The sequence below is a fragment of the Pseudogracilibacillus auburnensis genome (genome assembly GCF_003201975.1).
GTDB lineage: Bacteria > Bacillota > Bacilli > Bacillales > Amphibacillaceae > Pseudogracilibacillus > Pseudogracilibacillus auburnensis.
The window spans coordinates 75653-99407 of sequence record NZ_QJJQ01000014.1 but is presented as its reverse complement, the minus strand read 5'-3'; the positions used below and the strand labels follow the sequence as shown (position 1 = coordinate 99407).

At 35.1% G+C, this 23755-nt stretch carries 24 protein-coding genes and 1 pseudogene; 17 read left to right on the top strand and 8 right to left on the bottom strand.

Going from position 1 to position 23755, the window contains the following annotated elements:
• Position 1: 1 nt before the first annotated feature.
• Positions 2–2938, bottom strand: coding sequence for a formate dehydrogenase subunit alpha (gene fdhF, locus DFR56_RS17155; protein ID WP_110396678.1), 2937 nt, complete (start codon positions 2936–2938; stop codon positions 2–4).
• A gap of 587 nt (positions 2939–3525) precedes the next feature.
• Here fdhF and DFR56_RS17150 point away from each other — a divergent pair.
• A complete protein-coding gene (locus DFR56_RS17150) occupies positions 3526–4122 on the top strand; it encodes a nucleotidyltransferase family protein (RefSeq protein ID WP_110396677.1) in 597 nt (198 codons plus the stop codon).
• A 1-nt stretch (position 4123) separates the two neighbouring features.
• On the opposite strand, the gene DFR56_RS17145 is transcribed toward DFR56_RS17150, so the two are convergent.
• The gene (locus DFR56_RS17145) at positions 4124–4708 is read right to left on the bottom strand and encodes a Uma2 family endonuclease (RefSeq protein ID WP_110396676.1); all 585 of its coding nucleotides are present in this window, start codon (positions 4706–4708) and stop codon (positions 4124–4126) included.
• A gap of 115 nt (positions 4709–4823) precedes the next feature.
• On the opposite strand from DFR56_RS17145, the gene DFR56_RS23860 reads away from it, so the two are divergent.
• From DFR56_RS23860 to DFR56_RS17130, 4 genes are read left to right on the top strand one after another with little or no spacing between them, the layout of a single operon-like run.
• Positions 4824–5198 carry an HAD hydrolase-like protein gene (locus DFR56_RS23860; RefSeq protein WP_342353172.1) on the top strand — a complete coding sequence of 125 codons (375 nt, stop codon included), beginning with the start codon at positions 4824–4826 and terminating at the stop codon, positions 5196–5198.
• Complete coding sequence (locus DFR56_RS23855) at positions 5191–5490, top strand: HAD family hydrolase (RefSeq protein WP_342353171.1); 300 nt, start codon at positions 5191–5193, stop codon at positions 5488–5490. Before DFR56_RS23860 ends, DFR56_RS23855 begins: the two co-directional genes overlap by 8 nt.
• A gap of 5 nt (positions 5491–5495) precedes the next feature.
• A complete protein-coding gene (locus DFR56_RS17135) occupies positions 5496–6053 on the top strand; it encodes a GNAT family N-acetyltransferase (protein ID WP_110396675.1) in 558 nt (185 codons plus the stop codon).
• A gap of 13 nt (positions 6054–6066) precedes the next feature.
• On the top strand, positions 6067–6651 hold the full coding sequence (locus DFR56_RS17130) for a GNAT family N-acetyltransferase (protein ID WP_110396674.1): 585 nt from the start codon (positions 6067–6069) through the stop codon (positions 6649–6651).
• Between the two features lie 182 nt (positions 6652–6833).
• Here DFR56_RS17130 and DFR56_RS17125 read toward each other — a convergent pair whose 3' ends face one another.
• The 4 genes from DFR56_RS17125 to DFR56_RS17110 all read right to left on the bottom strand — a co-directional run bounded on the left by DFR56_RS17125 (position 6834) and on the right by DFR56_RS17110 (position 10677).
• Positions 6834–7598 carry a LamB/YcsF family protein gene (locus DFR56_RS17125; protein ID WP_110396673.1) on the bottom strand — a complete coding sequence of 255 codons (765 nt, stop codon included), beginning with the start codon at positions 7596–7598 and terminating at the stop codon, positions 6834–6836.
• A gap of 26 nt (positions 7599–7624) precedes the next feature.
• Positions 7625–8923, bottom strand: a complete 1299-nt coding sequence (locus tag DFR56_RS17120; protein WP_110396672.1) for a TRAP transporter large permease — start codon at positions 8921–8923, stop codon at positions 7625–7627.
• 35 nt (positions 8924–8958) lie between these two features.
• Positions 8959–9498 carry a TRAP transporter small permease subunit gene (locus tag DFR56_RS17115; protein ID WP_110396671.1) on the bottom strand — a complete coding sequence of 180 codons (540 nt, stop codon included), beginning with the start codon at positions 9496–9498 and terminating at the stop codon, positions 8959–8961.
• A gap of 117 nt (positions 9499–9615) precedes the next feature.
• The gene (locus DFR56_RS17110; RefSeq protein WP_244916564.1) at positions 9616–10677 is read right to left on the bottom strand and encodes a TRAP transporter substrate-binding protein; all 1062 of its coding nucleotides are present in this window, start codon (positions 10675–10677) and stop codon (positions 9616–9618) included.
• A 338-nt stretch (positions 10678–11015) separates the two neighbouring features.
• Between DFR56_RS17110 and pxpB the strand changes: the two genes are divergently transcribed.
• Genes pxpB through accC form a run of 4 tightly spaced genes read left to right on the top strand, consistent with a single transcriptional unit; the run spans position 11016 to position 14579 of the window.
• A complete protein-coding gene (gene pxpB, locus DFR56_RS17105; protein WP_110396670.1) occupies positions 11016–11756 on the top strand; it encodes a 5-oxoprolinase subunit PxpB in 741 nt (246 codons plus the stop codon).
• Complete coding sequence (locus DFR56_RS17100) at positions 11746–12765, top strand: 5-oxoprolinase subunit C family protein (protein ID WP_110396669.1); 1020 nt, start codon at positions 11746–11748, stop codon at positions 12763–12765. Before pxpB ends, DFR56_RS17100 begins: the two co-directional genes overlap by 11 nt.
• Positions 12752–13225 (top strand): acetyl-CoA carboxylase biotin carboxyl carrier protein, encoded by a 474-nt coding sequence (gene accB, locus DFR56_RS17095; RefSeq protein ID WP_170124512.1) that lies wholly within the window; start codon positions 12752–12754, stop codon positions 13223–13225. The genes DFR56_RS17100 and accB overlap by 14 nt, the downstream gene beginning before the upstream one ends.
• A gap of 1 nt (position 13226) precedes the next feature.
• A complete protein-coding gene (accC, locus tag DFR56_RS17090) occupies positions 13227–14579 on the top strand; it encodes an acetyl-CoA carboxylase biotin carboxylase subunit (RefSeq protein ID WP_110396668.1) in 1353 nt (450 codons plus the stop codon).
• 127 nt (positions 14580–14706) lie between these two features.
• Here the strand turns inward: accC and DFR56_RS17085 are convergent, their stop codons facing one another.
• Positions 14707–15462, bottom strand: coding sequence for an IclR family transcriptional regulator (locus tag DFR56_RS17085; protein WP_110396667.1), 756 nt, complete (start codon positions 15460–15462; stop codon positions 14707–14709).
• Between the two features lie 290 nt (positions 15463–15752).
• Between DFR56_RS17085 and DFR56_RS17080 the strand changes: the two are divergent.
• The 5 genes and pseudogenes from DFR56_RS17080 to DFR56_RS17055 all read left to right on the top strand — a co-directional run bounded on the left by DFR56_RS17080 (position 15753) and on the right by DFR56_RS17055 (position 19839).
• Positions 15753–16063, top strand: a pseudogene (locus tag DFR56_RS17080) (hypothetical protein).
• A gap of 185 nt (positions 16064–16248) precedes the next feature.
• Positions 16249–16965 (top strand): alpha/beta fold hydrolase, encoded by a 717-nt coding sequence (locus DFR56_RS17075; RefSeq protein ID WP_158525691.1) that lies wholly within the window; start codon positions 16249–16251, stop codon positions 16963–16965.
• A 193-nt stretch (positions 16966–17158) separates the two neighbouring features.
• Positions 17159–17419, top strand: coding sequence for a PH domain-containing protein (locus DFR56_RS24050; RefSeq protein WP_110396664.1), 261 nt, complete (start codon positions 17159–17161; stop codon positions 17417–17419).
• A gap of 156 nt (positions 17420–17575) precedes the next feature.
• On the top strand, positions 17576–17824 hold the full coding sequence (locus DFR56_RS17060) for a hypothetical protein (RefSeq protein ID WP_110396663.1): 249 nt from the start codon (positions 17576–17578) through the stop codon (positions 17822–17824).
• A gap of 14 nt (positions 17825–17838) precedes the next feature.
• Entirely contained in the window at positions 17839–19839 is a 2001-nt protein-coding gene (locus DFR56_RS17055) for a S9 family peptidase (protein WP_110396662.1), read from the top strand.
• Between the two features lie 43 nt (positions 19840–19882).
• Here the strand turns inward: DFR56_RS17055 and DFR56_RS17050 are convergent, their stop codons facing one another.
• Complete coding sequence (locus tag DFR56_RS17050) at positions 19883–20185, bottom strand: hypothetical protein (protein WP_110396661.1); 303 nt, start codon at positions 20183–20185, stop codon at positions 19883–19885.
• A 500-nt stretch (positions 20186–20685) separates the two neighbouring features.
• Here DFR56_RS17050 and DFR56_RS17045 point away from each other — a divergent pair, with 500 nt between their 5' ends.
• From DFR56_RS17045 to DFR56_RS17035, 3 genes are all read left to right on the top strand, one after another.
• Complete coding sequence (locus tag DFR56_RS17045) at positions 20686–21696, top strand: permease (protein WP_110396660.1); 1011 nt, start codon at positions 20686–20688, stop codon at positions 21694–21696.
• Positions 21697–21706: 10 nt separating this feature from the next.
• Positions 21707–22654 carry a TIGR03943 family putative permease subunit gene (locus DFR56_RS17040; RefSeq protein WP_110396659.1) on the top strand — a complete coding sequence of 316 codons (948 nt, stop codon included), beginning with the start codon at positions 21707–21709 and terminating at the stop codon, positions 22652–22654.
• A gap of 648 nt (positions 22655–23302) precedes the next feature.
• Positions 23303–23503 (top strand): hypothetical protein, encoded by a 201-nt coding sequence (locus DFR56_RS17035; RefSeq protein ID WP_110396658.1) that lies wholly within the window; start codon positions 23303–23305, stop codon positions 23501–23503.
• Positions 23504–23755 lie beyond the last annotated feature (252 nt).

Sequence of the window (23755 nt, the reverse complement as noted above, 5' to 3'; positions counted from 1 at the left end):
ATCACCTCTTCTCTACATAATCTGTTAAATGGACGTAACCTGGTCTAGCCCATTTACGTTCTACCTCCACCCCATCTTGTGGATAACGTTCTTTATTACGATGGTTTGATTTCGGTAATGGATTTTTTCCGTTTGTTTTAAGCACTTCCATTCGAACCATTGTTTGTTTATAAGCAGGCGTATTTGTTCTCGTATCTGTTGCACTTCCGGTTAAAAAGTTGATCGCACTCTCTTTCTTCACAGAGTTCATCGGTAAAAATAATTCATTGCCCTTGACACGGTCCGTTACTAAAACAGGCAATTTTAAGGCACCATAAGGGGAGACGAGACGCACTAGTGACCCACTTTTCACACCACGTTTTTTAGCTAACTCTGGTGATACTTCAATAAACGTTTCTGGAACTTTTTCCTGAATTCCTTCTGACTTATTAGTTAAGTTACCTTCATGAAAATGTTCTAGTAATCGACCATTATTAATATGAAGATCAAACTCTTCCGGAAATTTTACAGGTTCAATCCAATCATTTAGAGAGAAACGGGCTTTCTTATCTGGAAAATTAAAACCATCTTTATAAAGCATAGGCGTACTTGCACCATCTAAACTTCCCCATAAGAAGCTACCCCAATCTTTTAATACGTCATAGTCTGCCTGGCTAAAGATAGGAGATAGACTTGCCATCTCATCAAAAATATCAGAAGGGTGACGATAATCCCAGTTTTGACCTAATCTATTAGCAACATCTTGGATAATTCGCCAATCTTCACGAGCATCCCCCAAATTAGGCAATGCTTTATACAATCTTTGTACTCTTCGTTCTGTATTTGTAAATGTACCGTCTTTTTCCAAAGAAGGTACAGCAGGTAAAATAACATCTGCATATTGCGCAGTGCGCGAGAAGAAAATATCTTGCACAACGAGAAATTCCAACTTCGATAATACATCATGTACATAGTTTGCATTGGAATCAACAAGTGCCATATCTTCTCCAACAATATACATTGCTTTCATAATGCCTTCATCGATTTTTTCTAGCATTTGAATATTATCTAGTCCAACCTCTCCGCTAATGGAAACGTCATATGCTTCTTCAAATTTTTTCCGTGCTTCATCATCGGTAATGTGCTGGTATCCTGGTAGCCATGCAGGTAATGAACCCATATCACAAGCACCTTGCACATTATTATGTCCTCGTAAAGGATATGCTCCGGCTCCTTCTCTTCGATAGTTCCCAGTTGCCAGTAAAAGGTTAGAGATGGCAGCAGATGTCTCAGAGCCACCCGTATTTTGCGTGACACCCATTCCCCACAAAATACATGTTCCATCGGCATCACGGATCATTTCAGCAATGTTTATGAGCGTTTCTTTTGATATTTTGGTGATTATTTCCGCATATTCCAACGTATATTTTTCAAGCACTTCTTTAAACTCACCAAAATGATTGACGTTTTCTCGAATAAATTGTTCATCATGCCAACCTTGATCAATCATATACTTTGTAACAGCCATTAGCCATACTTGATCGGTTCCTTGTTGGGGACTAATAAAGATATTAGAACGATCAGCCATTTCATTTTTCCGTAAGTCGGCGACAATTAATTTTTGTCCATGTAATTTATGGGCACGTTTCACCCGAGTTGCTAATACAGGGTGACCTTCTGCGGGATTTGCTCCAATAATAATGATCAGCCCTGCTTTTGCAATATCTTTAATTGTTCCAGAGTCCCCACCCATACCAACCGTTCGAAATAGTCCGTCAGTTGCGGGAGATTGACAATAACGAGAACAATTATCTACATTATTCGTTTTAAACACTTGACGAGCTAACTTTTGAATCACATAGTTTTCTTCATTCGTTATTTTAGAGGAAGAAATAACACCGATACTATCTTCTTCTTGTTCTTTCATTATTTGTGTAAATCGATCCGTAATAAGATTAAGTGCTTCATCCCAGGATGCTTCAACAAATGAATCTCCTTTACGAATAAGTGGGGAGGTAAGTCTTTCCTCACTATTGACAAAGTCCCAACCAAATTTCCCTTTCACACAAGTGGAAATCTGGTTTACTGGTGCATCTGACACAGGTTGAATTTTAAGGATTTTACGATCTTTTGTCCATACTTCATACGAACATCCAACTCCGCAAAATGTACAAACAGTCTTTGTTTTTTTCGTACGAGTATCACGCATCGCAGCTTCAATCTCTGAAACTGACATAATGCCACTGTAACCTGGCTCGATTTCTTTCACGAGAGTAATCATCGGTTCAAGCATTTCATTATCCATTCCAGTCATAAATCCAGCTTCACCAAGCATTGATTTTTCCATTAATGCATTACATGGACACACGGTGACACAATGACCGCATCCGACACAGGAGGACTCATTGATACTCTTTCCGCCATCCCAAAGTACTCGAGGACGATCAGCTTCCCAATCAATTGATAGTGTTTCATTCACTTGTAGGTTTTGACATACTTCTACACATTGTCCACAGGCAATACATTGATTTGGGTCATAACGATAAAATGGATGGGACATATCCACTTCACTAGTTGGAACTTTTGGTTCATATGGATATTTTTGATGTTCAATTCCCATCATATCAACCGTATTGTGGATTTTACAGTTCCCATTGTTATTATCACAAACTGTACAATAGAGTAAGTGATTCTCTAAAATTCGATCCATTGCTTCTGTCTGTGCTGCTTTTGCTCTAGGTGAAGAGAGTGAAACTTCCATACCTGAAATAACTTTCGTAGAACAAGCTCGCGCAAGTTGACCATCCACTTCAACGATACAAGTATCACATGTTTCAATTGGATCCACTTCAGGTAGGTGACAAATCTGTGGATGGGAAAGTTGATGTTCATTAATAACATCAATAATTGTCATGCCATGTTGAATTTCATATTCGTTCCCATTGATTTTGATCGACATGAAGATATCCCCCTTACATAAACTCACAATGAAACAGTATCTCTAAAAGACACCGTTTTCATATTAGATGATCTTTTAAATGCTATCATTCAATCCTAGACGATTGTATGGGTGAAATAGCCAAACAATATTATTAGTCTTTATTATAGTTTATTTTGGAATAATTACAATATTTTAAATAAAATACTATCATAGACTAAGAGAGGGTTAAGCATGGAGTGCTGAATTTAATCTTTTTCACACTGAACAAACTTGTCATTCCGCTGAATAATTCGCATTCGCGCTGAATGGTCTCCTATTAGCGCTGAATAATTTGGATCCGCGCTGAATTATATCCTACTTGCGCTGAATTAAACAGTATTCTCGCTGAATTAATTGGCCTTCATGCTGAAAAATTTGCATCCACGCTGAATGAGGCTACTATCGCGCTGAATCAATTTTATTTGTGTAACATCAACTCTCGATTAAGGATTGACGCTAAGTTATGTCTTCTAAATGCTTTTAAAAAGGGTTCCGAAATATTAAGATGAATGAAAGAGTGTTTGGAAATTGAAAAATGAAAAATTTGTTTAGGAAAGGTGGGGTTAATGAAAATGAAAAACGAAGAAGATATTATTTTCTTCATTCAAGAAGACGAATGGATGATGGAAATATTGAAAACCGTTAAATCGTTCCATTTGCCGGATTGGTGGATTTGTGCAGGTTTTGTACGATCAAAAATATGGGATGTGTTACATGGGTTTGAAGGACGAACACCTTTACCAGATATTGATGTTATTTACTATGATTGTACAACTATTAATGAAGAGAAAGAAAAGGTACTGGAAAAGAAACTAGCATCTATTCATCCTTGTCTTCCATGGTCAGTGAAAAATCAAGCGAGAATGCATCTTGTTAATAACGTTTCTCCTTACGTTTCATCTGAAGACGCTATGTCGAAATTTCCTGAAACTGCGACTGCTTTAGGAGTTAAACTAGATGAAAAAGACAATGTCCTATTGTCTTCACCATGTGGAGTAAAGGATGTGCTAAATTTAGAAATTAAACCAACTACCTATTTCCAAGGCTGCACGAAACGAATGAAAATTTTTGAGGAAAGATTAAAAACAAAGAATTGGCAATCAACATGGTATAAAATAAAGCTATTTAGGAATGAATTATGGCAGAATGATAAAAGCTTATGATCTAGTTAGATAGTTTAGGTATCTTTTCCATTACTTCTTTCATTGTAAAAGAAACACAAGGGATGTTTGGGGATAAAATTTGATCGTCATCTTGGAAAATATTGATCATTTCATAGTGGCTTTCCTTTAACGTATATTGCTCGATAATTCCAAGATTCGGATCCAAAATCCAATATTCTGGAATGTTAAAAAAAGCGTACGATTTTATTTTTTCTATTTTATCACGTTTCAATGAAGATGGTGAAAGAATCTCGATTACTAAGTCTGGAGCTCCCTCTATACCGCGATTTGTTAGAATATCCATTCGGTCTCGATGAACTAAAACAAGATCAGGCTGACGGACTTCTTTTGCTGATAGGATAACATCAATTGGGGCAAAAAAGATAAAATAGTCTGATTTACAATTAGATGAAATATGTTCATGTAATTCACCTAATATTAACTGATGAATAGTCGATGGAGACGGACTCATCAATTCTAATTGTCCTTTTACAAGTTCATATCTATTTTCATCGTCTAATGTTGCATAATCGTCATACGTTAGGTTATTTTCTTTTAGAATCTCTCGCTTCTTGTTTTTTTTCATTTAAACGTTCTCCTTTCTGTTTTTAATATCGTACCATATTAATTGAATATTCTCTACAAATAGTTAATGATGTAAGTAAATGGATGAGAGGCTTTGGAGATAAAGGGGTGTTCATTTGATCAAATCAGTCATTTTTGACCTAGATGGAACGTTACTAAATCGTGATGTTTCCGTTCAAAAGTTTGTTGAACGGCAATATGAGCGATTACATAAATGGGTCGGACACATTCCAATAGAAATATATATTTCTAGATTTATTGAATTAGATTGTCGTGGGTATGTTTGGAAAGATAAGGTGTATAAACAGCTTGTTGATGCATTCGATATACAGGGGGTCTCATGGACCAATTTACTAGACGACTATGTAGAGCAATTTAAATATAGTTGTATTGCTTTTCCAAATCTTATCCAAATGTTTGACGAGCTTAAACACGAAAAACTTACTTTAGGAATCATTTACAAACGGTTTTGGTACGTTTCAAATGGATAACATTAAAGCTTTAGGAATAAAGAAATATGTTGATACTATTTTAATTTCTGAATGGGAGGGAATTAAAAAGCCTGATCCAAAAATATTTTTAAAGGCTATTGAAAAACTACATGTCGAACCGAATCAATGCGTATTTGTTGGAGACCATCCAGAAAATGATATTCATGCAGCAAAAAATGTAGGAATGAAAAGCATATGGAAAAGAGATTACCAATGGGATCATGCTAATGCGGATTATATCATTGATGATTTATTAGAAGTACCGAACATAATAAAGAAAATGAAAGGGTAAAAACAATGAAAAATGAACAGCAAATCAAATTTCTTGAAAGTAAACGACTTTATTTGAGACCAGTAGAAATAGAAGATGCAAACATGATTTTTACAACATTATGGGATCGTGAGGCACGGCGACTCACTGGAACACAAAAAGTATTTAGTCGTCAAGGTGTCCATCAGTGGATCGAAAGTGTCACTTTAGATAGTAGTAGACTAGATTTACTCATTTGTTTACAAGAAAACGATGAACCTATAGGTGATATTGCAATGATGGAGATAGATCATGTAAACCAAAATGCGATTGTACGTATAGCAATATTTGAAAAAGAAAATTGGGGAAAAGGCTATGGAACAGAAGCGATGTCTCTATTATTAGATTACGGGTTTCATATATTAAATGTACATCGAATCGAGCTAGAGGTCTTTTCATATAATGTGAGAGCCAAAAAATCATATGAAAAACTTGGATTTAAACAGGAAGGAATCTTAAGGGATAAGCTTTATTATGATGGCGAGTTCCATGATTCCATTATGATGAGTGTACTGAAGAATGAATTTAAAAATCGTAGTACTTAAATGGGGGACATAAATGTTAATAAGATCGTATAAACCAAGCGATGAATCCGGTTGGCTTAGATGTAGAGTCCTATCTTTTTTGGATACAGCATATTATGACAATGTGTTACGTGAGAAAGAAATATATGAAAATTCATCTATTGAACTTGTTGCTGAAAAAGATAACCTCATAGTCGGGTTAATGGATATTGAGTATGAAGAAGAACCGGGAACTATTTGTTCAGATGATTCTATCGTAAGCGGAATGATTTGGCATGCAGCGGTTCATCCAGACTATCAACGTCAAGGAATCGCAACTGCACTTTTACATCATGCAATCAAAACTTTAAGTGATTTAGGCATGAATAGATTAGAGGCATGGACACGTGATGATAAATGGGTGAATGAATGGTATGAGTCACATCATTTTAAGAAAAAGAAGACGTATTATCATGTTTTTATGGAAGGTAATGAAGAAATGGAACCCACCTTTGTAACTAAAAATGTTCATTTGAAACCAATTTCCGCTTTTGCCCATTATATCGGTAACAATCCGGAAGAAATAAAGGGAAAGTTTAAAAGGGTTCATGCGTGTCATATGTATGAGTTGGTTTTTTAATACATGATAGAACTGGATGAGAAAGGATTAGAAAGGTAACGAAAAATAGTTCTTATCAAGAAGAACTAGTAAACTTTTCTGGGGAGAAATATACAACCATATTGATATAGTCTTTACATAAAAGTAGTGCTGCAAAGCAAAAAACAAGACCTTGGTCCATCGCCAAGGTCTTAGTACTATTATTATTGATTTGAAAGTGATTGAACTGTAACATTTGACTCTATTAGAGATTTTTTGAGGTGTTTTACTAATTCAACAGCCTCGTAATTATCACCATGCACGCAAATACTATCCGCATTTAATTCAACTTCTCCGCCATCAATTGTTTTTACTTTACCGTTTAAAACAATATGTAAAATTTGTTCTGTTGCCTGCTCTTTATTATAAATAACGGAACCTTCTTCCGTTCGACTAACAAGTGTACCTTTATTAGTATAAGTCCGATCAGCAAAAACTTCGCTAGCTGTTTGTAGCCCTATTTTATTTCCAGCTTTCACTAGTTCTCCGTTAGCAAGTCCCATTAAAATTAAGTTTGGATCAACTGCATAAACTCCTTCTGCAATTGCTTGGGCAATAGTAGCATCAACTGCTGCCATATTGTAGAAAGCACCATGGGGCTTTACATGTTGCATTTTTCCTCCAAGCGCTTTGACAAATCCATTTAAGGCACTGACTTGATACATAACATATGCTTTTGCTTCTTCGGGACTAATTTGCATTGGACGGCGACCAAAGCCTTTAAGGTCGGGAAAGCCAGGATGGGCACCAACAGCAACATTGTTTTCAAATGCTTTTTCAACTGTTTTTTCCATTACTTGTGGATCACCTGCATGAAATCCGCAAGCGACATTAACAGAAGTGACATGTTTAAGCACATCATCATCATTTCCGATTTTATATTGACCAAAACTTTCTCCTAAATCACTATTTAAATCAACCTTCATCATCTTCCATTTCCTCCTATTAGTGTTCGCTATTTCATCATCATTTCTGGGAACCAAAGAACAATTTCTGGGTATACAGTAATTACGCCCGTAACTAGTAAAATAATAATGAATGATGGAATAGCGTAATATGCGATTTTTAATACATCATCTTTTACAAGTCCATTAATAACAAATAAATTAAAGCCAACGGGTGGAGTAATTTGTGAAATTTCAATCATCAGGACAAGATAAATTCCGAACCATAACGGATCAAAACCAGCTGCAACTATTAAGGGTAATGCAAGTGGTAAACTCATAACGATGATGGAGAACCCATCAAGCATCATTCCTAAAATAATATACATGATAGATAAAATAAGAATGAGTTGAAACCCAGTCAAACCTAGGGAGCCGATAAATGCCGTAAGTTGTGCAGGTATTTTTAAGTATCCAACAGTAACAGATAAATAAGAAGCCCCACATACGATTAGCATAATCATTGTACTCGTTTTAACCGAACCTAAAATAATTTCTTTAAAGACTTTTCTGTTCAATGTTTTAGAAAAAAGGGCAATAATGAATGAACCAAGAACACCAACGGCTGCTGCTTCTGTCGGTGTAGCCCAACCAGTATAAATACTCCCTAAAACAAGGATGATTAGTAGAATAATAGGTAATAATTGTGGTAATGCTTTAATACGATCGCTCCAAGAGTACTTTTCGTCCCCTTTTGCAAGGCTAGGATTAAATAAACAACGTAAAACGATATAGCCACTAAAACCTGCAGCTAATATAATTCCTGGAATAATACCTGCGATAAAAAGCCTACCAATACTCACATCTGCCACGATTCCATAAACGATCATCATCATACTTGGTGGTATTAAAAACCCAAGTGTACCCGCTCCAGCCAAAGAACCAATACTTAATGAACGACTATAATTTCGTTTAATTAATTCTGGTAAAGCAATTTTACCAACTGTTGCAGTTGTTGCAGCAGATGAACCACTTACAGCTGAAAACAAACTACTAGCAATAATATTTACATGAAGTAGTCGGCCTGGCAAAAAGCTCATCCATGGAGCTAATCCTTTAAATAAACTTTCTGATAAACGGCTACGAACAAGGATTTCTCCCATCAAAATAAATAAAGGAAGAGCAAACATTGTCGCGCTGTTTGTATTGTTCCATAACATATTTGAAAGAATTGTTAGAGGAGGATTATTAGTAAATAAAATGATACTTATTATACCTACTACAAATAAAGAAACACCTACCCAAATTGTACTTCCTAACAATAACAATAATAGACCTAATAACGTTATAGAAATTACTCCAATACTCAATTTCATATCCTCCTTTTGAATGGTTTACCATCCATTTATCGACCCAATGCTTCTGATTCAAAATCATCCTCTTCCTCAAATTCCCCAGTTTTTAATTGCAAAATTGACTTTAAAATTTCTGCAAGAAACTGTAAGGAAATGATGAAAGACCCTAAAGGCATCGCAAATTGGGGAATGGCTAGATATGTTTTTGTTATTTGCATGGAGCGGGTACCAGAAGCCAAGCTACTTAAAAAATAATCGATCGTTGCATACGTAACAATTGCAAAAATTATGAACCCAATAATAAAGGCATAGATGTCTAATATTGTTCTCACTTTACCTACTTTAACGAACTTATGGATAAATGTAAGACGTATATGTCCCTTTTCTTTCAATGTATAAGCAAGCCCCAAAAATGTGATAGCCACCATAAAATAAGCAGTGTATTCTTGTGTAATATAAATAGTACTTGAGAAAACCGTTCGCACAATCACTTCAGTCAAGACGAGTACAACTCCTAAGATCATAAGTAATCCAGCAATTAGGCCTGAAGCATTTGATATCCTATCAATGATGCGAATAATCAGCGTCATTATTTTCCCTCCTTACAAAACTAAACGTTGTAGTATTTTTAACTAGAAAATCAATGGGTGAAATGAAGAAAAAGCAACCGACATTTGTAAACGAACTGTCGGTTGCCTGATGTTCAATTAACGGCCAACCTCTTCATTAAATTTCTCAACGATTTCTTTTGCTTCTTCTGGTGCAGTTTCTAACCAATCATTACGAATATCTTCTGTCAGATCAGATAACTCTTGTAAAAATTCTTCACTTGGTTCAAGTGTAGTAATTCCATTTTCATTTGAAATTGCTTCTTGTTCTTTATCAAGCTCAGCCACATCAGTCCATACTTTTTCTTCCATTTCTTTACCGACCTCTAAAATGGTTGCTTGTAATGCTTCATCTAGTTTATTAAATTCATCTAAGTTAACGGTTACAAAGTTAGTTGCCATCGTTACACTAACAGGAGAATAGAAATCTAATACTTCCCAAAAGCTAGCATCAACAGCAGTCGGTGTAGAAGTAAGTACAGAATCAATTACACCTGTAGAAAGAGAAGAATATACTTCACTAAATGGTAATGGGTGAGGTGTACCTCCACCAGCTTCTACAACTAGTGCTCCGTTTTTATCGTATGTACGCATTTTTAAACCTTTCATATCTTCCACAGACTCTACTTTATCTTTTGTCCAAAATCCGGCTGCTGGCCATGGTGTAACATAAAGAATTTTTTGATTCCATTTTTCTTCAGCAACTTGATCAAAATAAGGTCTTGCAATTTCATTTAATAGTTTTCCTTCATCAAAATTTTGAACTAAGAATGGTAGTGTTACAATTTCAAAGAGCGGTTCATCCCCAGCAACTCCACTTACGAGCATGTCCGAAACTGGCACAGCATTGTCCCGAACAGCAGTTAATAACTCAGGCCCCTCATAACCTAATGCACCACCAACCATTACATCAAGTTGTACTTTACCATCAGTAGCTTCATCTAATTTTTCGGCAAAGTCGTACAGTGCCTTACTGTTATGGTTATCCTCTGGATACACTTCGTTAGCAATCCATTCAACGCTATCTACAGATTCATCATTAGTATTACTATCATTTGTGCCTTCATTTGCATTGCTTTCTTCCTCTTTATTACCACATCCAACAAGTGCAATAGTCATAATGAAAAGCAAAGTTAATAATGTTAATACCGATCTTTTCATAATTGTTTCCCCCTGAATTGTTAGTTTATTTATGACGTTTACTGACCTATTAATATATTTTTGCATCACTCCTCATATAGAAACCCAATTATAATGTCAACGTTTTCAAATGGTTTAGTACCGATAATCGGAACCTTGGTTTTGAAATATTAAATTCATTCTAGCATATAAATTTATACATGTGAAGAATTATTATTAAATAATTATTTAAAAGGATATAATAGTGTGAACTTTTTACGTTCAAACTTGTATTTTGTTTGAAACAATTTATAATTAAAATGTATCCGCTTTATAAAACATTAGTACCGAATATTGAAACTTGATAGGAGTTGTTGTTAATGAAAACGGAGCAAAATGGAGTTAGTATTCGTCCTTTAGGAGATTCAGCACTTGTGATTCAACTGGGAGAAGGAATTAGCACCATTTTACATAAAAAAATAATTAATTTAGTAGATTTAATTGAAAATGACCCATTTGACGGGTTTATAGAGGTAGTTCCTAGCTATAATAATGTAACCATTTATTATGATCCAGTTACAATTCGATTAAAAAATTCAGCTAGTCAATTTGAAAGTTCATTTAAGCAAGTAAGTGATCGGATGAAGGATTATATGGAAAGAATAAATGATAATGAGTTACCACAAAAAAGGTTTATTGAAATACCAGTTTTGTATGGAAATGAATTTGGCCCTGATTTGGAATATATAGCAACTTATAATAAGCTACCTTCCGAAAAGGTGATAGAGCTACATACAGAAAAGGAATACTTAGTATATATGCTTGGATTTGCTCCAGGTTTTCCTTTTTTCGGTGGAGTTGATAAGAGAATATCTACTCCTAGAAAAGAGAAACCACGCCCAGCAATTCCAGCCGGTTCTGTAGGGATTGCTGGCGAACAAACCGGCGTTTACCCTATAGAAACGCCGGGGGGATGGCAAGTGATTGGTCGGACACCGGTAAATTTATTTAATCCAGAATTGTCTTCGCCAACATTATTGCAACCTGGAGATAGAGTTAGGTTTACTCCTATCACTCGTGAAGAATATTTTTCATATAAGGAGAAAAACAATGAGTATTAAAGTACTTCAAGCGGGTTTTTTAGCTACCATTCAAGATTTAGGAAGATACGGCTTACAAAAATATGGGGTAATCGTCGGTGGTGCAATGGATATTTTTGCAGTTCGAATTGCTAATATTCTTGTAGGAAATAAAGAGAATGAGGGTACAATTGAAGTAACGATGTTTGGTACAAAACTCTTCTTTAATGAAGACCACCTAATCGCCATTACGGGTGGCTGTTTACAACCGACAATAGATGATAAACCAGTATTAATGTGGCGACCAATCTTAGTTAAAAAAGGGCAAGTATTACAATTTAATGGAATAAAATCGGGGACACGGGCATATATTGCATTTGCTGGTGGTTTAAATGTTCCTAAAGTAATGAACAGTAAAAGTACTTATATTCCCGCTAAATTAGGTGGATTTAAAGGAAGGCAACTTCAAAAGGGAGATATTCTAACATGTGGAAAAATAAGCAATCAAGCGAACTACTTTATTTCACAGTTAGAAGAGACAAAAATACCTTTTTCTTGGTCCGTTAATCATGCTTCTTTTTATCCTTGTCAAAAGCCACAATCGATCCGTATTATACAAGGGGCTGAGTTTGAAAAATTTAATGATAAAAGTCAACAGGCATTCGTAGAAACCCTATATACATTAACAGTTCACGCTGATCGAATGGGGTACCAACTAAAAGGAAAAAAACTTCAATTAAAAGAAGAATTTGAATTACTATCAGAAGGAGTTACTTATGGTACTATTCAAGTTCCTTCTAAAGGTCAGCCAATTATTTTAATGGCCGATCGCCAAACAACAGGTGGTTATCCAAAAATTGGTCAAGTCATTTCAGTAGATTTACCACGATTAGCACAATTACAACCAAATCAACAAATAAAATTTGAAGTTGTCTCCATTGATGAAGCAGAAAACTTATTGATTCAACAAGAAAAGGATATGTATGAATTAAAAATGGGGATATATTTCAAAGCACACCTAACAGGGAGGAAAAAAATTGAAAATAAATGAAATAAAAGAACTAGTGGACCTAATAGAAAAATCAAAAATTGACATCTTAAAGTTAGAAAAAGGCGATTTTAAACTTTACTACCAAAAGCAAGATGCAAAATCATTGCAATTAAATGATGGAGAAGGAACGTGGGAACTGTCCTCAGAAGAAACGGAGGAACCAATTAGCTCAATACCTAAAAAAGAAAAAAATGAGGAGAAGGATCCCGCAGAAAATGATCATCAAATAACAGCACCTATAATAGGAGCATTTTATTCGCGTGCTAATCCGGAGGCGAAACCATTTGTTCAAATTGGTACAAAAATAAAGAAGGGTGATACAGTTTGTATACTTGAAGCAATGAAGTTGTTAAATGAAATTTCCTCTGATGTAAATGGAGAAATTGTTGAAGTATTAGTAGAAGATGGACAAATCATTGAGTATGGACAACCTTTATTTACCGTAAGGGTGAGTGAATAATATGCTGAAAAAAGTATTAATTGCAAATCGTGGAGAAATTGCTGTAAGAATTATTCAAGCTTGTAAGGAGCTAAAGATAAAGACCGTAGCTATTTTTTCTGAAGTAGATAGAAATTCACTCCACGTGATGTTAGCTGATGAAGCATACTGTATCGGACCACCACCTTCTAAAGATAGTTATTTGAACATCGAAAATATATTACATATTGCTACATTGACCAAGGTTGACGCGATCCACCCTGGATATGGATTTTTGGCGGAAAATGCTGAATTCGCTTCGATTTGTAAAAAATGTAATATTACATTTATCGGACCATCGGCAAGTTCGATTCGAAAAATGGGTGTAAAAGATATAGCGAGAAAGACGATGAAAGAAGCAGGAGTGCCAATTACTCCTGGGTCAAGTGGGATCGTTGAGAGCTATGAAGAGGCTGTAAACATTGCGGATGCAATTGGGTTTCCAGTCATTCTAAAAGCAACAGCTGGTGGTGGTGGAAAAGGGATTCGAGTTGTCCATGATGGTAAAAGTTTAAAAAGTGAACTAGAAATTACCCAGCAGGAAGCGGCGACAGTGTTTGGTAATCCGGGTGTATATATTGAAAAGTTCATTGAAGACTTTCGTCACATAGAGATTCAAATATTGGCAGATACATATGGAAATACGATTCATTTAGGGGAACGGGATTGTACGATTCAACGTAGAATGCAAAAGCTGATTGAAGAAACCCCATCACCTGTAGTGACAGAGGAATTACGAAAAAGAATGGGAGAGTCTGCTGTACAAGCTGCAAAAGCTGTTCATTATGTTGGCGCCGGTACAGTTGAATTTATTTTTGATCATTCAACCAACCGTTTTTATTTTATGGAAATGAATACAAGAATTCAAGTTGAACATCCAATAACAGAGATGGTTACAGGCATTGATTTAGTGAAAGAACAACTTCGTATTGCATCTGGATTAGAGTTAGAAATAAATCAAGAAGATATTTTAATAGATGGCTGGTCTATTGAGTGTCGAATCAATGCGGAAGATCCTACCAATCATTTTCTGCCATCACCTGGAAAGATTCATCAATTTATTGTGCCGGGTGGATTTGGAGTTCGTGTTGATTCAGCTGTTTTTTCAGGGTACACTGTGCAACCTTTCTATGATTCGTTAATTGCAAAACTTATTGTTCATGGCAAAGACCGGGAAGATGCAATCTTAAAAATGAAGCGAGCACTTGATCACTTTACCATTGAAGGAATTCAGACGACCATTCCATTTTTTAAAAACTTGTTACGTGATGAAGTCTTTTTAGACGGTATTTTCAATACAAGTTTTTTGGACGAATTTTATGCAACAGAGGAATAAGAGCGAAGAACTGGGACATAAGTTGAAAACGAATTGATTTTGGTATGATTCGCGAAAGTAAAAACGCATGAAATCAGGTTTTTAAACTGATTTCATGCGTTTTTTTCAAATGAATAGGTCCATTACCTTATTTCATATAACCTAACCGGAATGATATTTCATTAGCAGCTTCAATAACCTTTTTTGAAAAAATAGTTACATTGTCTTCTTGATAATTTGCTTCTATACCCGCAATGCTAAGTCCGGCAATGACATTACCATTATGATCAAAGATTGGTGCAGCAACAGAAGAAGTGTGGGTCTCTAATTCAGAATAACTGACAGTATACCCATCATTTCGAGCTTTTTCAATTAATTTATATAGCTCTTCTTTATCTGTAATTGTTCCTTCGCTAAATTTTCGTAATTCTGTTTTTTCAACGTAGTCACGAATTTTTTCATCTGATTGGAAAGAAAGAATAATTCGTGAACATGCACCTGCATACAGGGGACTTGTTCTCCCGACCGCCGTAAACAAACGAACCTTCTGTTTTAGATCAATTTTTTCAATATAAACGGCTTCCTCCCCTTGAATTACAATTAAGTTTATCGCTTCTTCTACATCATCATGCAACTCTTTCATTACAGGATATGCAACTTGTCTAAGGTCAATTCGTGAGGATACGAGGGAACCAAATTTAAGAAAAATAAGTCCAAGTCGGTACTTTAAATCAGAACCTTTTTCTAAAAACTGCATTTCTTCCAGTGATGTAAGCATACGGTAAACGGAGGTTTTTGGAATTCCTGATAAATCAATTATTTCTTGAAATGTAAGCTCTGTATGTTCGATAAATAAATTTAAAATGTCCATGGAGCGGACAACTGTTTTGTTTTTATAATTCATTTACTAAAAATTCTCCTTAACTAATTACTCATATAGAATGATACTTCTTTTCTAATCGTAACATATTTTTCGATGAAAGCCATTATTAATGAAAGGATGGGAATGTAACGTTCATAAATTTCAAGAAATGCACCCAAATTTGGATGAATTTGAAGAAGATGATTTTTATTCATTACGCTTATATATTACGAGTGGATAGGTGTTTTTCCTCTTTCATTTTTTCTGTTTTTAGCGTATCATTTTGGTTAAATAGACAGTTTTATCCAAGTAATTGTGAAAGGAGCTCTTAGTTGGAAAATAATAGTGCTATACAAAAGAAATATAGCTTCCTAAGCTTTGCCTCCTTATTTATCGGGATCATATGCTTTTTCATCGTTTTTATCACCCTGACAAGAATAGCTAAGATTGGTAGTTTACTAGGAGATTATGTGACGTTTTTTCTGACAGGAGTAGGTATTGTATTATCTATCATTGGGTTAGCCAGAAAAACGAGAAAAAACTCATTCCCTTCCTATCATTAATCTTATCCTCATCGTTTTTTATTTTTTGGCTTATTGTCATTTTTATGTTATTTACTGATTTAACTGATTTTGCACCTTAACTTAAAGAGCTATTGTTTAAATAAATAGGGATCGTTGACTAATTAAGTTTTAACGGCAGTTTGTCCAGGAATAGCGGGTTTTTTGGAATCAACCGACTAAGGTTAATTTTTATTTTTGTCTTCTACGTTCATTTTTGCTACTAGAAAAACACTAAGCTATATGTGAGACAGAAGGAGGAATTTTTGTGTCAATAATAGATTGTTATGCAAAAAAAGACGAGGTTACTATTCATTATCTTGACTCAACTAATGATGATCCGAACTTAACACCTTTTGTTTATATTCCAGGAGCTTTAGGGTTTGCTGAACAGTTTCAAGAGGAAATGAAGTATTTCTCTCCGAGGCGTAGTATTGCTCTTAGTCTTAGAGGAATGGGAAAAAGCGATGCACCTCAAACGGGGTATACATTGGAAGATCATGTTTCAGACATTCAATCTGTGGTAGAAAAAAGCAATGTAAAAGATTATTGCATGATGGCCTATTCAATGGGAGTTCCTTATGCACTTTCATTCGTTGTGCGCAACTCAGAGCAAATAAAAGGACTAATCATTTGTGACTATCCCGCAAAATATCCTTCTATTCCGCAAACATGGGTAGATGGAATTATATCTAAAGGGATACTGGGAACTGAACGATCCCATGTCATTCAAGAGATTCAAAGGGATTCAGTGGAAACGTATTTGTGGAAAGAGCTTTCGAGTTTACTATGTCCTGTCTTAATTCTAAAAGGTGGAACAGAACATGCGCTTTTACAAATGGAAGATGTAGAACAATACAAACATCATTTAAAAAATGTGTCTGTGGTAGAATTCTCGGATTCTGGTCATGAGTTATGGGTGCCAGATTATGATAGATTTATTCATACAATCAAAGAATTTTTGCTCGTATTGGATGAAATGTAACAATAGGAAGTGATTGTAATGTATTTTCCATCTAAAAAAGATAGTTGGTTTATCTTGCTCATTTGGGGTTTTATTTTAATATTTATTGTTTCATTGGTGTATGATGTAAAGTCTAGTAATAGTTATCTAGGATCGATTTTTTTACTTTGCACAATTGGACTACTATTGTGGCTTTGGTTTGTCAAGCTATCAAATGATTGATGGAGAGTTGAGGGTTCGCTGCGGCCCTTTCAAAAAGAAGGTACAGGTATGTGACATTAAACAAATTAGAAAAGTAAAAAATATACTATCAGCACCAGCTTTATCCATTGATAGGCTAGAATTACATTATAGCAAGTATGATGTGATTTATATATCACCTAAAAATGAGACGGAATGTATCAACGTTTTACTAAAAGAAAATCCGCGAATTAAATTAGACGAGAAGTTAAAAAAATACAACAATTTGTCGTGATTGTTACATATTTCCATTGTAAAGTAATAAAATAGAAGGTGATCATGAGTAAAGGTTGATCCTTCCGCTCGTTCTATTTTTAATGGTCTGATTATTTTTTTACATAGCTAATTTACTATAAACTAAAAGTTAACTACCAAGGAAAAAGGTGAAGTCATGTTAAAAAAAATGATCTTGTTTATGATGAGCTTTATGATCGCTTATTTTGTTCTTCAACTTATTTCGGGATTTCTATTAACCATGTTCTTCACACCCGATTTTATGGGGGAAAATGGAACTCATTTACAAACTCAAGTAGCTTTTGGAAGTGTGCATTTGATTCCAGTATTAGTTATATCACTTACTTCACTTGTCGTTGCTCTAACAATCTTACAATTAAGTAAAAGAAAGCTGAAAAATCACTAATCGGAGGGAATATAATGAATTTAAAACGTGCAATTACTGTAGATGATTTAACAAATTTTGAAGTGTATAGTGATCCACAACTTGCTCCTAATGGCGATGGATATGCATTTGTTTCAACGACGGTCAATGCGGATAAAGAATATGAATCTCAACTTTTTTATCAGGATATGAAAGACGAAAAAATAAGGCAATGGACATTTACAAAAGGAAGAAACAGCCATCCTCGTTTTTCACCAGACGGTACGAGTGTCGTTTTTCAGTCAGATCGAAGTGGCATTCCACAAATTTGGAGACTACCTTTAGGGGGTGGGGAAGCGAAACAAATAACTACATTCAAAAATGGTGCTACAAATCCAGCATGGTCTAAAGATGGAAATTATATCATATTTACCGCAAGTTTAGAAAAAGATGATTGTATACATAACCAAGAGGAACAAACAAAAGAAGCACGACAAAAAGAACAAGAAGAAAACAATAAACAGCCCAAGATTATTAGTCGCTTAGCATATAAGTCAGATGCGGGTGGTTTTTTAGACGAAAAGAAAAGCCAACTAATTTTATACAATATTGAAACACAACAATTTACTCCATTAACGACAGCAGATGCTGATCATACGTACCAAGATATTTCTCCAAATGGATCTGTATTGTTTGCTGCTAATTTACAGGAAGAAGCAGATTATGAACTAACGAATGATCTATATACAGTAAATATTTATACGAAGGAATTAACGAAAATAACGAAAGAAAAAGGCATATACTATGAAGCAAGCTTTTCTCCAAGCGGCGAGAAGATTGCATGTTTTGGCAATGATTTAACGTATGCTAGTGCAACTTTAACAGAATTGTATCTTTTTGATCTTGTATCAGGAGAAAGGAAATGTTTAAGTGAAGAGTGGGACTTTGAACTCGGAGATGCGATGATTGGTGATACGAGAATTGGAGCTTCTGAAGCGGGACCTATTTGGTCGAAAGATGAACAATCTATTTATTTTCTAGGAACAGACCATGGTGCTACAGGATTATATTCTGTAAGCGTATCTAGTAAACTAGAAACATTATATAAAAATAATAACCATGTCTTTGGCTTTTCATATGACATGGAACAAGAAAGTTTTGTAGTAGGAATTAGTAGTCCGACAGAACCTTGTAATTATTATTCATTCAAAAGAGGAGATGAAATAGGCAAGTTAACGAATGCAAACGCAACATTTCTAACAGAAGTTGAGCTTATAGAACCAGAGGAAATCCAGTTTAAAGCAGAGGATGGCTGGGATATCCAAGGGTGGCTCCTTCGCCCATACGGTTTCGAAAAAGGAAAGAAGTACCCATTTGTACTTGAAATTCATGGTGGACCTCATGCGATGTATGGGCAAACATTCTTCCATGAAATGCAGGTATTGGCGGCAAAAGGCTATGTCGTATTATATACAAATCCACGTGGTAGTCATGGGTATGGGCAAGAATTTGTGAATGCATGCCGTCATGATTATGGTGGGAAAGATTACCTGGATGTGATGAATGCAGTTGATTATGCCCTTGAAAATTTTCCCTTTATTGATGAGGAACGACTAGGTGTAACAGGTGGAAGCTATGGCGGGTTTATGACGAACTGGATTGTCGGTCACTCGAATCGATTCAAAGCTGCTGTGACCCAACGTTCAATTAGCAATTGGCTTAGCTTTTATGGTGTAAGTGATATTGGGTATTTCTTTAATAAATGGGAACATGGACATGACTTACTAGATGACCCAGAAAAATTATGGGAAATTTCCCCGCTAAAATATGCTAAAAATGTTGAGACACCGTTACTTATTTTACATGGTGAACAGGATTTTCGCTGTCCAATTGAACAAGCGGAACAATTATTTGTTACACTTAAACATTTGAAAAAAGAAGTGGAATTTGTCCGCTTTCCGGGTGCGAATCACGAATTAAGTAGAAGTGGTGATCCGAAACTACGGATGGAACGGCTGAATCATATTTGTCGTTGGTTTGAAAAGTATATAAGATAAACAAATGAAAACGGAGCTCTACCAATGTGGCAGAGCTCTGTTTTTATTTTGCCTTTTTGCGAAAAATAGCAAACAATGCTGATAATAATGTAATGATTAAGACAAGACAAATGCCTGGTCCTAAAACAATCATTTTCCCCAATTCTTCCATTCCTAGGTGGTTGGCAAAAATTAACCTACCAAACCGAACAAGTGTAGTTAAAATCGACATCATGACTGCTTTTCCAGTATTGACCACTGTTTTTACTAGATCATCAGTGCTTGATGTGCGTACTCGCTGTGTAATATGAACGGCGTTTCCTACACAATACCGATGATAAGAAACTTCATTTTGAAAAGCTTCCATCACTTCTTCATCCCATACATCCTCGTTTGGACGAAAGGTAATAAGTTGTTTTCCTGATGAAGCGATTGCTTAGAGTCACCCGTCTGGTGTGCCGTATGTAGGACATCATTACATTGCTCAAATATGCCGGATGCAAGGGGGTATCATTTCAGGAGTCATTTTTTGAGCTACTACCTCCGTTGTTGTCCTATTACGAGTTTCTATTAATTTTTCAATGACTGTTATTTTATAATCTTGATCTTCTGGTAAAAATTCAAGTATGGAATCGATAGAAGAGACATTTTCTAGTTTTTTTAACGGACGTAAAAAATTGAAGGTCAACACATTTGTTGCACATGGGAAACATTTTGCTTAAAATACTTTTTTTAAGGCATAACCGAACTATTACGTTTATATAATAGAGTAGAATATTATCTCTCATGAATGCTAACCATCATTCTAGCAAGCTGCTAATACAAATAGACATTTACGACATAGTATTTTATTTTAGGAGGAACTATATGCATACAAATGTAAGATCCTATTTAATAGATTTGTTAGGTATCGTATTAATTTGTGTATCGCTTTATATCATTTCTGTTAGTAGTTCTTTACAGGAAACTTTTCAATTACCTGCTTCGCTTTACAATATGAATATTATTTTTTTAAGCATAATCATTGAAGCGCTGCCCTTTGTTTTAATTGGTGTCTTAATTGCTGGTTGCATTCAAATATTTATCACTGAACATCATATCAAACGGTTGATTCCAAAAAATAGAATGCTTGCAGTAGTAATGAGTTGTGTGGTTGGGGCTCTGTTTCCAGCATGTGAGTGTGGAATTGTACCGATTGTTCGGAGGCTTGTTGCGAAAGGAGTTCCGATTTATGCAGGGATAGGATTTTTGCTGACAGGCCCATTAATTAATCCCATTGTCATCCTATCTACTTACATGGCCTTTGGGAACGACTGGAGAATGGCACTTTATCGGATGTTCATCGGTTTTTTCATCGCAGTGATCATTGCTTTTATTATTAGTATCCTTTATCGATCTCATCAATTAAAACAACAATACGCTATCCAAGCGAATAGTTTGATTCAAATAGACCGTGTAAATCGTCAACCATTAAAAGAAAAAATATTTAATATGCTAACACATTCAATTGATGAGTTTTTTGATATGGGGAAATACTTATTTATCGGTGCCTTATTAGCCGCATATGTACAAACATATATAGCCTCTGAATCATTTCTTATGCTAGGAAATGGTGTTGCTTCATCAACATTTATTATGATGGGCTTAGCCTACTTTCTTTCACTTTGTTCAGAAGCAGATGCATTTATCGGAGCCTCTTTTAGCAATTTATTTCCACCAACAGCCATTTTAGCTTTTCTTATTTATGGCCCAATGATCGATCTTAAAAATACGCTTATGTTATTAAGTGTGTTTAGAGCGAAATTTGTCTTTGTCCTTTTATTTATTATTACAATCATTGTTTTTGGGATGTTAATGATAGTTAATCGTTTTATCTAGGAGGAGAATCATGCGTTTTTATTTCCAACAAGCTTTAAGGGGATTGATTTTATTTCTCTTTACAATGTTTATTATTAAATTACACAGGACAGGTGATTTATTAAAATTAATTAATCCAAAATATACGGTTATAAGTATGATTGGGGCTGCAATTTTATTTTTATTTTTTCTCGTTCAATTACAACGGGTATTTATGGTGAAAAAGAAAAGTCATGTTCACGGTCATGATTGTTCACACGATCACGACCACGGTGATTCACCAATAACTAGTAGAAAAATGGTCTCTTACGCCATTATTTCACTACCAATAGTGATGTGGTTATTGATACCACTTTCTACGTTAGATTCTTCAATTGCAGAAAAGAAAGCAATCATGCTAAATTTAACAAATAATGCCATGAGTTCTGAACCAAAAGAAAATGATCAAAGTGAAAATAAAATGGATGGGAAAGGTAACGGCCTTTTTGATGGGAATACAGAGGATGATGTGACATACCATGATCTTCCGGCAGACCCGAATCTCTATTCAAATACAGTAACAAAGGATCAGTTTGAACAAATTGAACAAGAACTGGAATTACAGTCTTCAATTTTAATGTCTGAGCGAGTGTACGCTGTATATTATGACCGAATTAATCAGGAAATGGACAAGTTTGTCGGAAAAGAAATAACCGTAACTGGGTTTGTCTATAAAGAAGCAGACTTCGCGAGTGATCAATTAGTCCTCGGACGATTTTTAATTACGCATTGTGTTGCAGATGCGAGTATTATTGGTTTTTTAACTGAAATGGAAGATGCTGCATCTATTGCAGAAGATACTTGGATTGAAGTGAAAGGGACTATATTTTTGGAGGAATATAATGGAAGTAGACTTCCAGCTATTCGCGTGTCAAGCTGGAAAGAAATAAACGAACCAGCACAACCTTATTTATACCCATTGACTGTAAAATTAGTGTAGGGATTGAGAACTTTCGTAGAATCACCTTGAGTGGTGGCTAAATAACAATTATTTAAGATAAATCTAGGGCAATGGCTGAAAAGGAGTCTAGGGGGAGCATGCGCTGAATTATTCGTTTTTGCGCTGAATCTGGGTTTGTTTGCGCTGAATAATTGCCATTCGCGCTGAATGATAATCGATACGCGCTGAATAATTGCTATTCACGCTGAATAATTAGTTTGCCGTATTTACGATTTTTTTCATTCTATGTTAAGATTTATCTAAAGCATATCAAAACAAAAAATACAACCCAAACTGGGAAGCTAAAAAGAAAATAAGATGATGAAGAAGCGAGATTGAACGGGGGAGAACAACCAGATGCTGATGAGTCACCTCCTTTTGTAACAGAACAAATGGAGCAACTTTAAATAATATTGATCGAATATGTTCCTTAACATATTTTGTACACGAAAGATGATTTAACGATACTTTCGGTAAATGATGAACGAGCTACAATGAATGTTTCGGATGTGAAGAAAACGGAAATTACTTTATATTGGATACAAATGAAGTAGAATTAACAAAATAAATGGTCAGGTCGCATTTTATGCATGGGACAGCTAGAATCGTCCACACTAATAGTACATTACATAAACGGAGGTAGCTATAGTGGACGAGAAAAAAATTGATACACAAGTGGATTTAGAAGCAATGAAGGAACAAGCTAGGAGATCAGGACTCTCTTATAATGAGGCTATTGAATGGATTGCTAAAACGACTGGCGGACGTGATACGCATATATACAGTGATACTGATATAGCTGCAGTTAAAAAGCAAAATGAGCAATCGGAGCATAAAAAGAAGCAGTAACGAACAAGTGTGGAAATATACGGATCATTTAGTTTTGTTCGGAGATGAATTGCTTTTCATTAAGGGGGAATCATTTTGTCATTCATTACATTTTTACGGGAAGTATTTTTAAAAACTAATTCAAAAGAGTGTTAAAATAAAGTTAACGGGTTCACAAATAACAATCTAATATTGCAGAAAAAGAGATAACTACTTGTGGACGGAATATATGATATCACTGATAATAAAATAGCACAGTTGTTATGATGAATT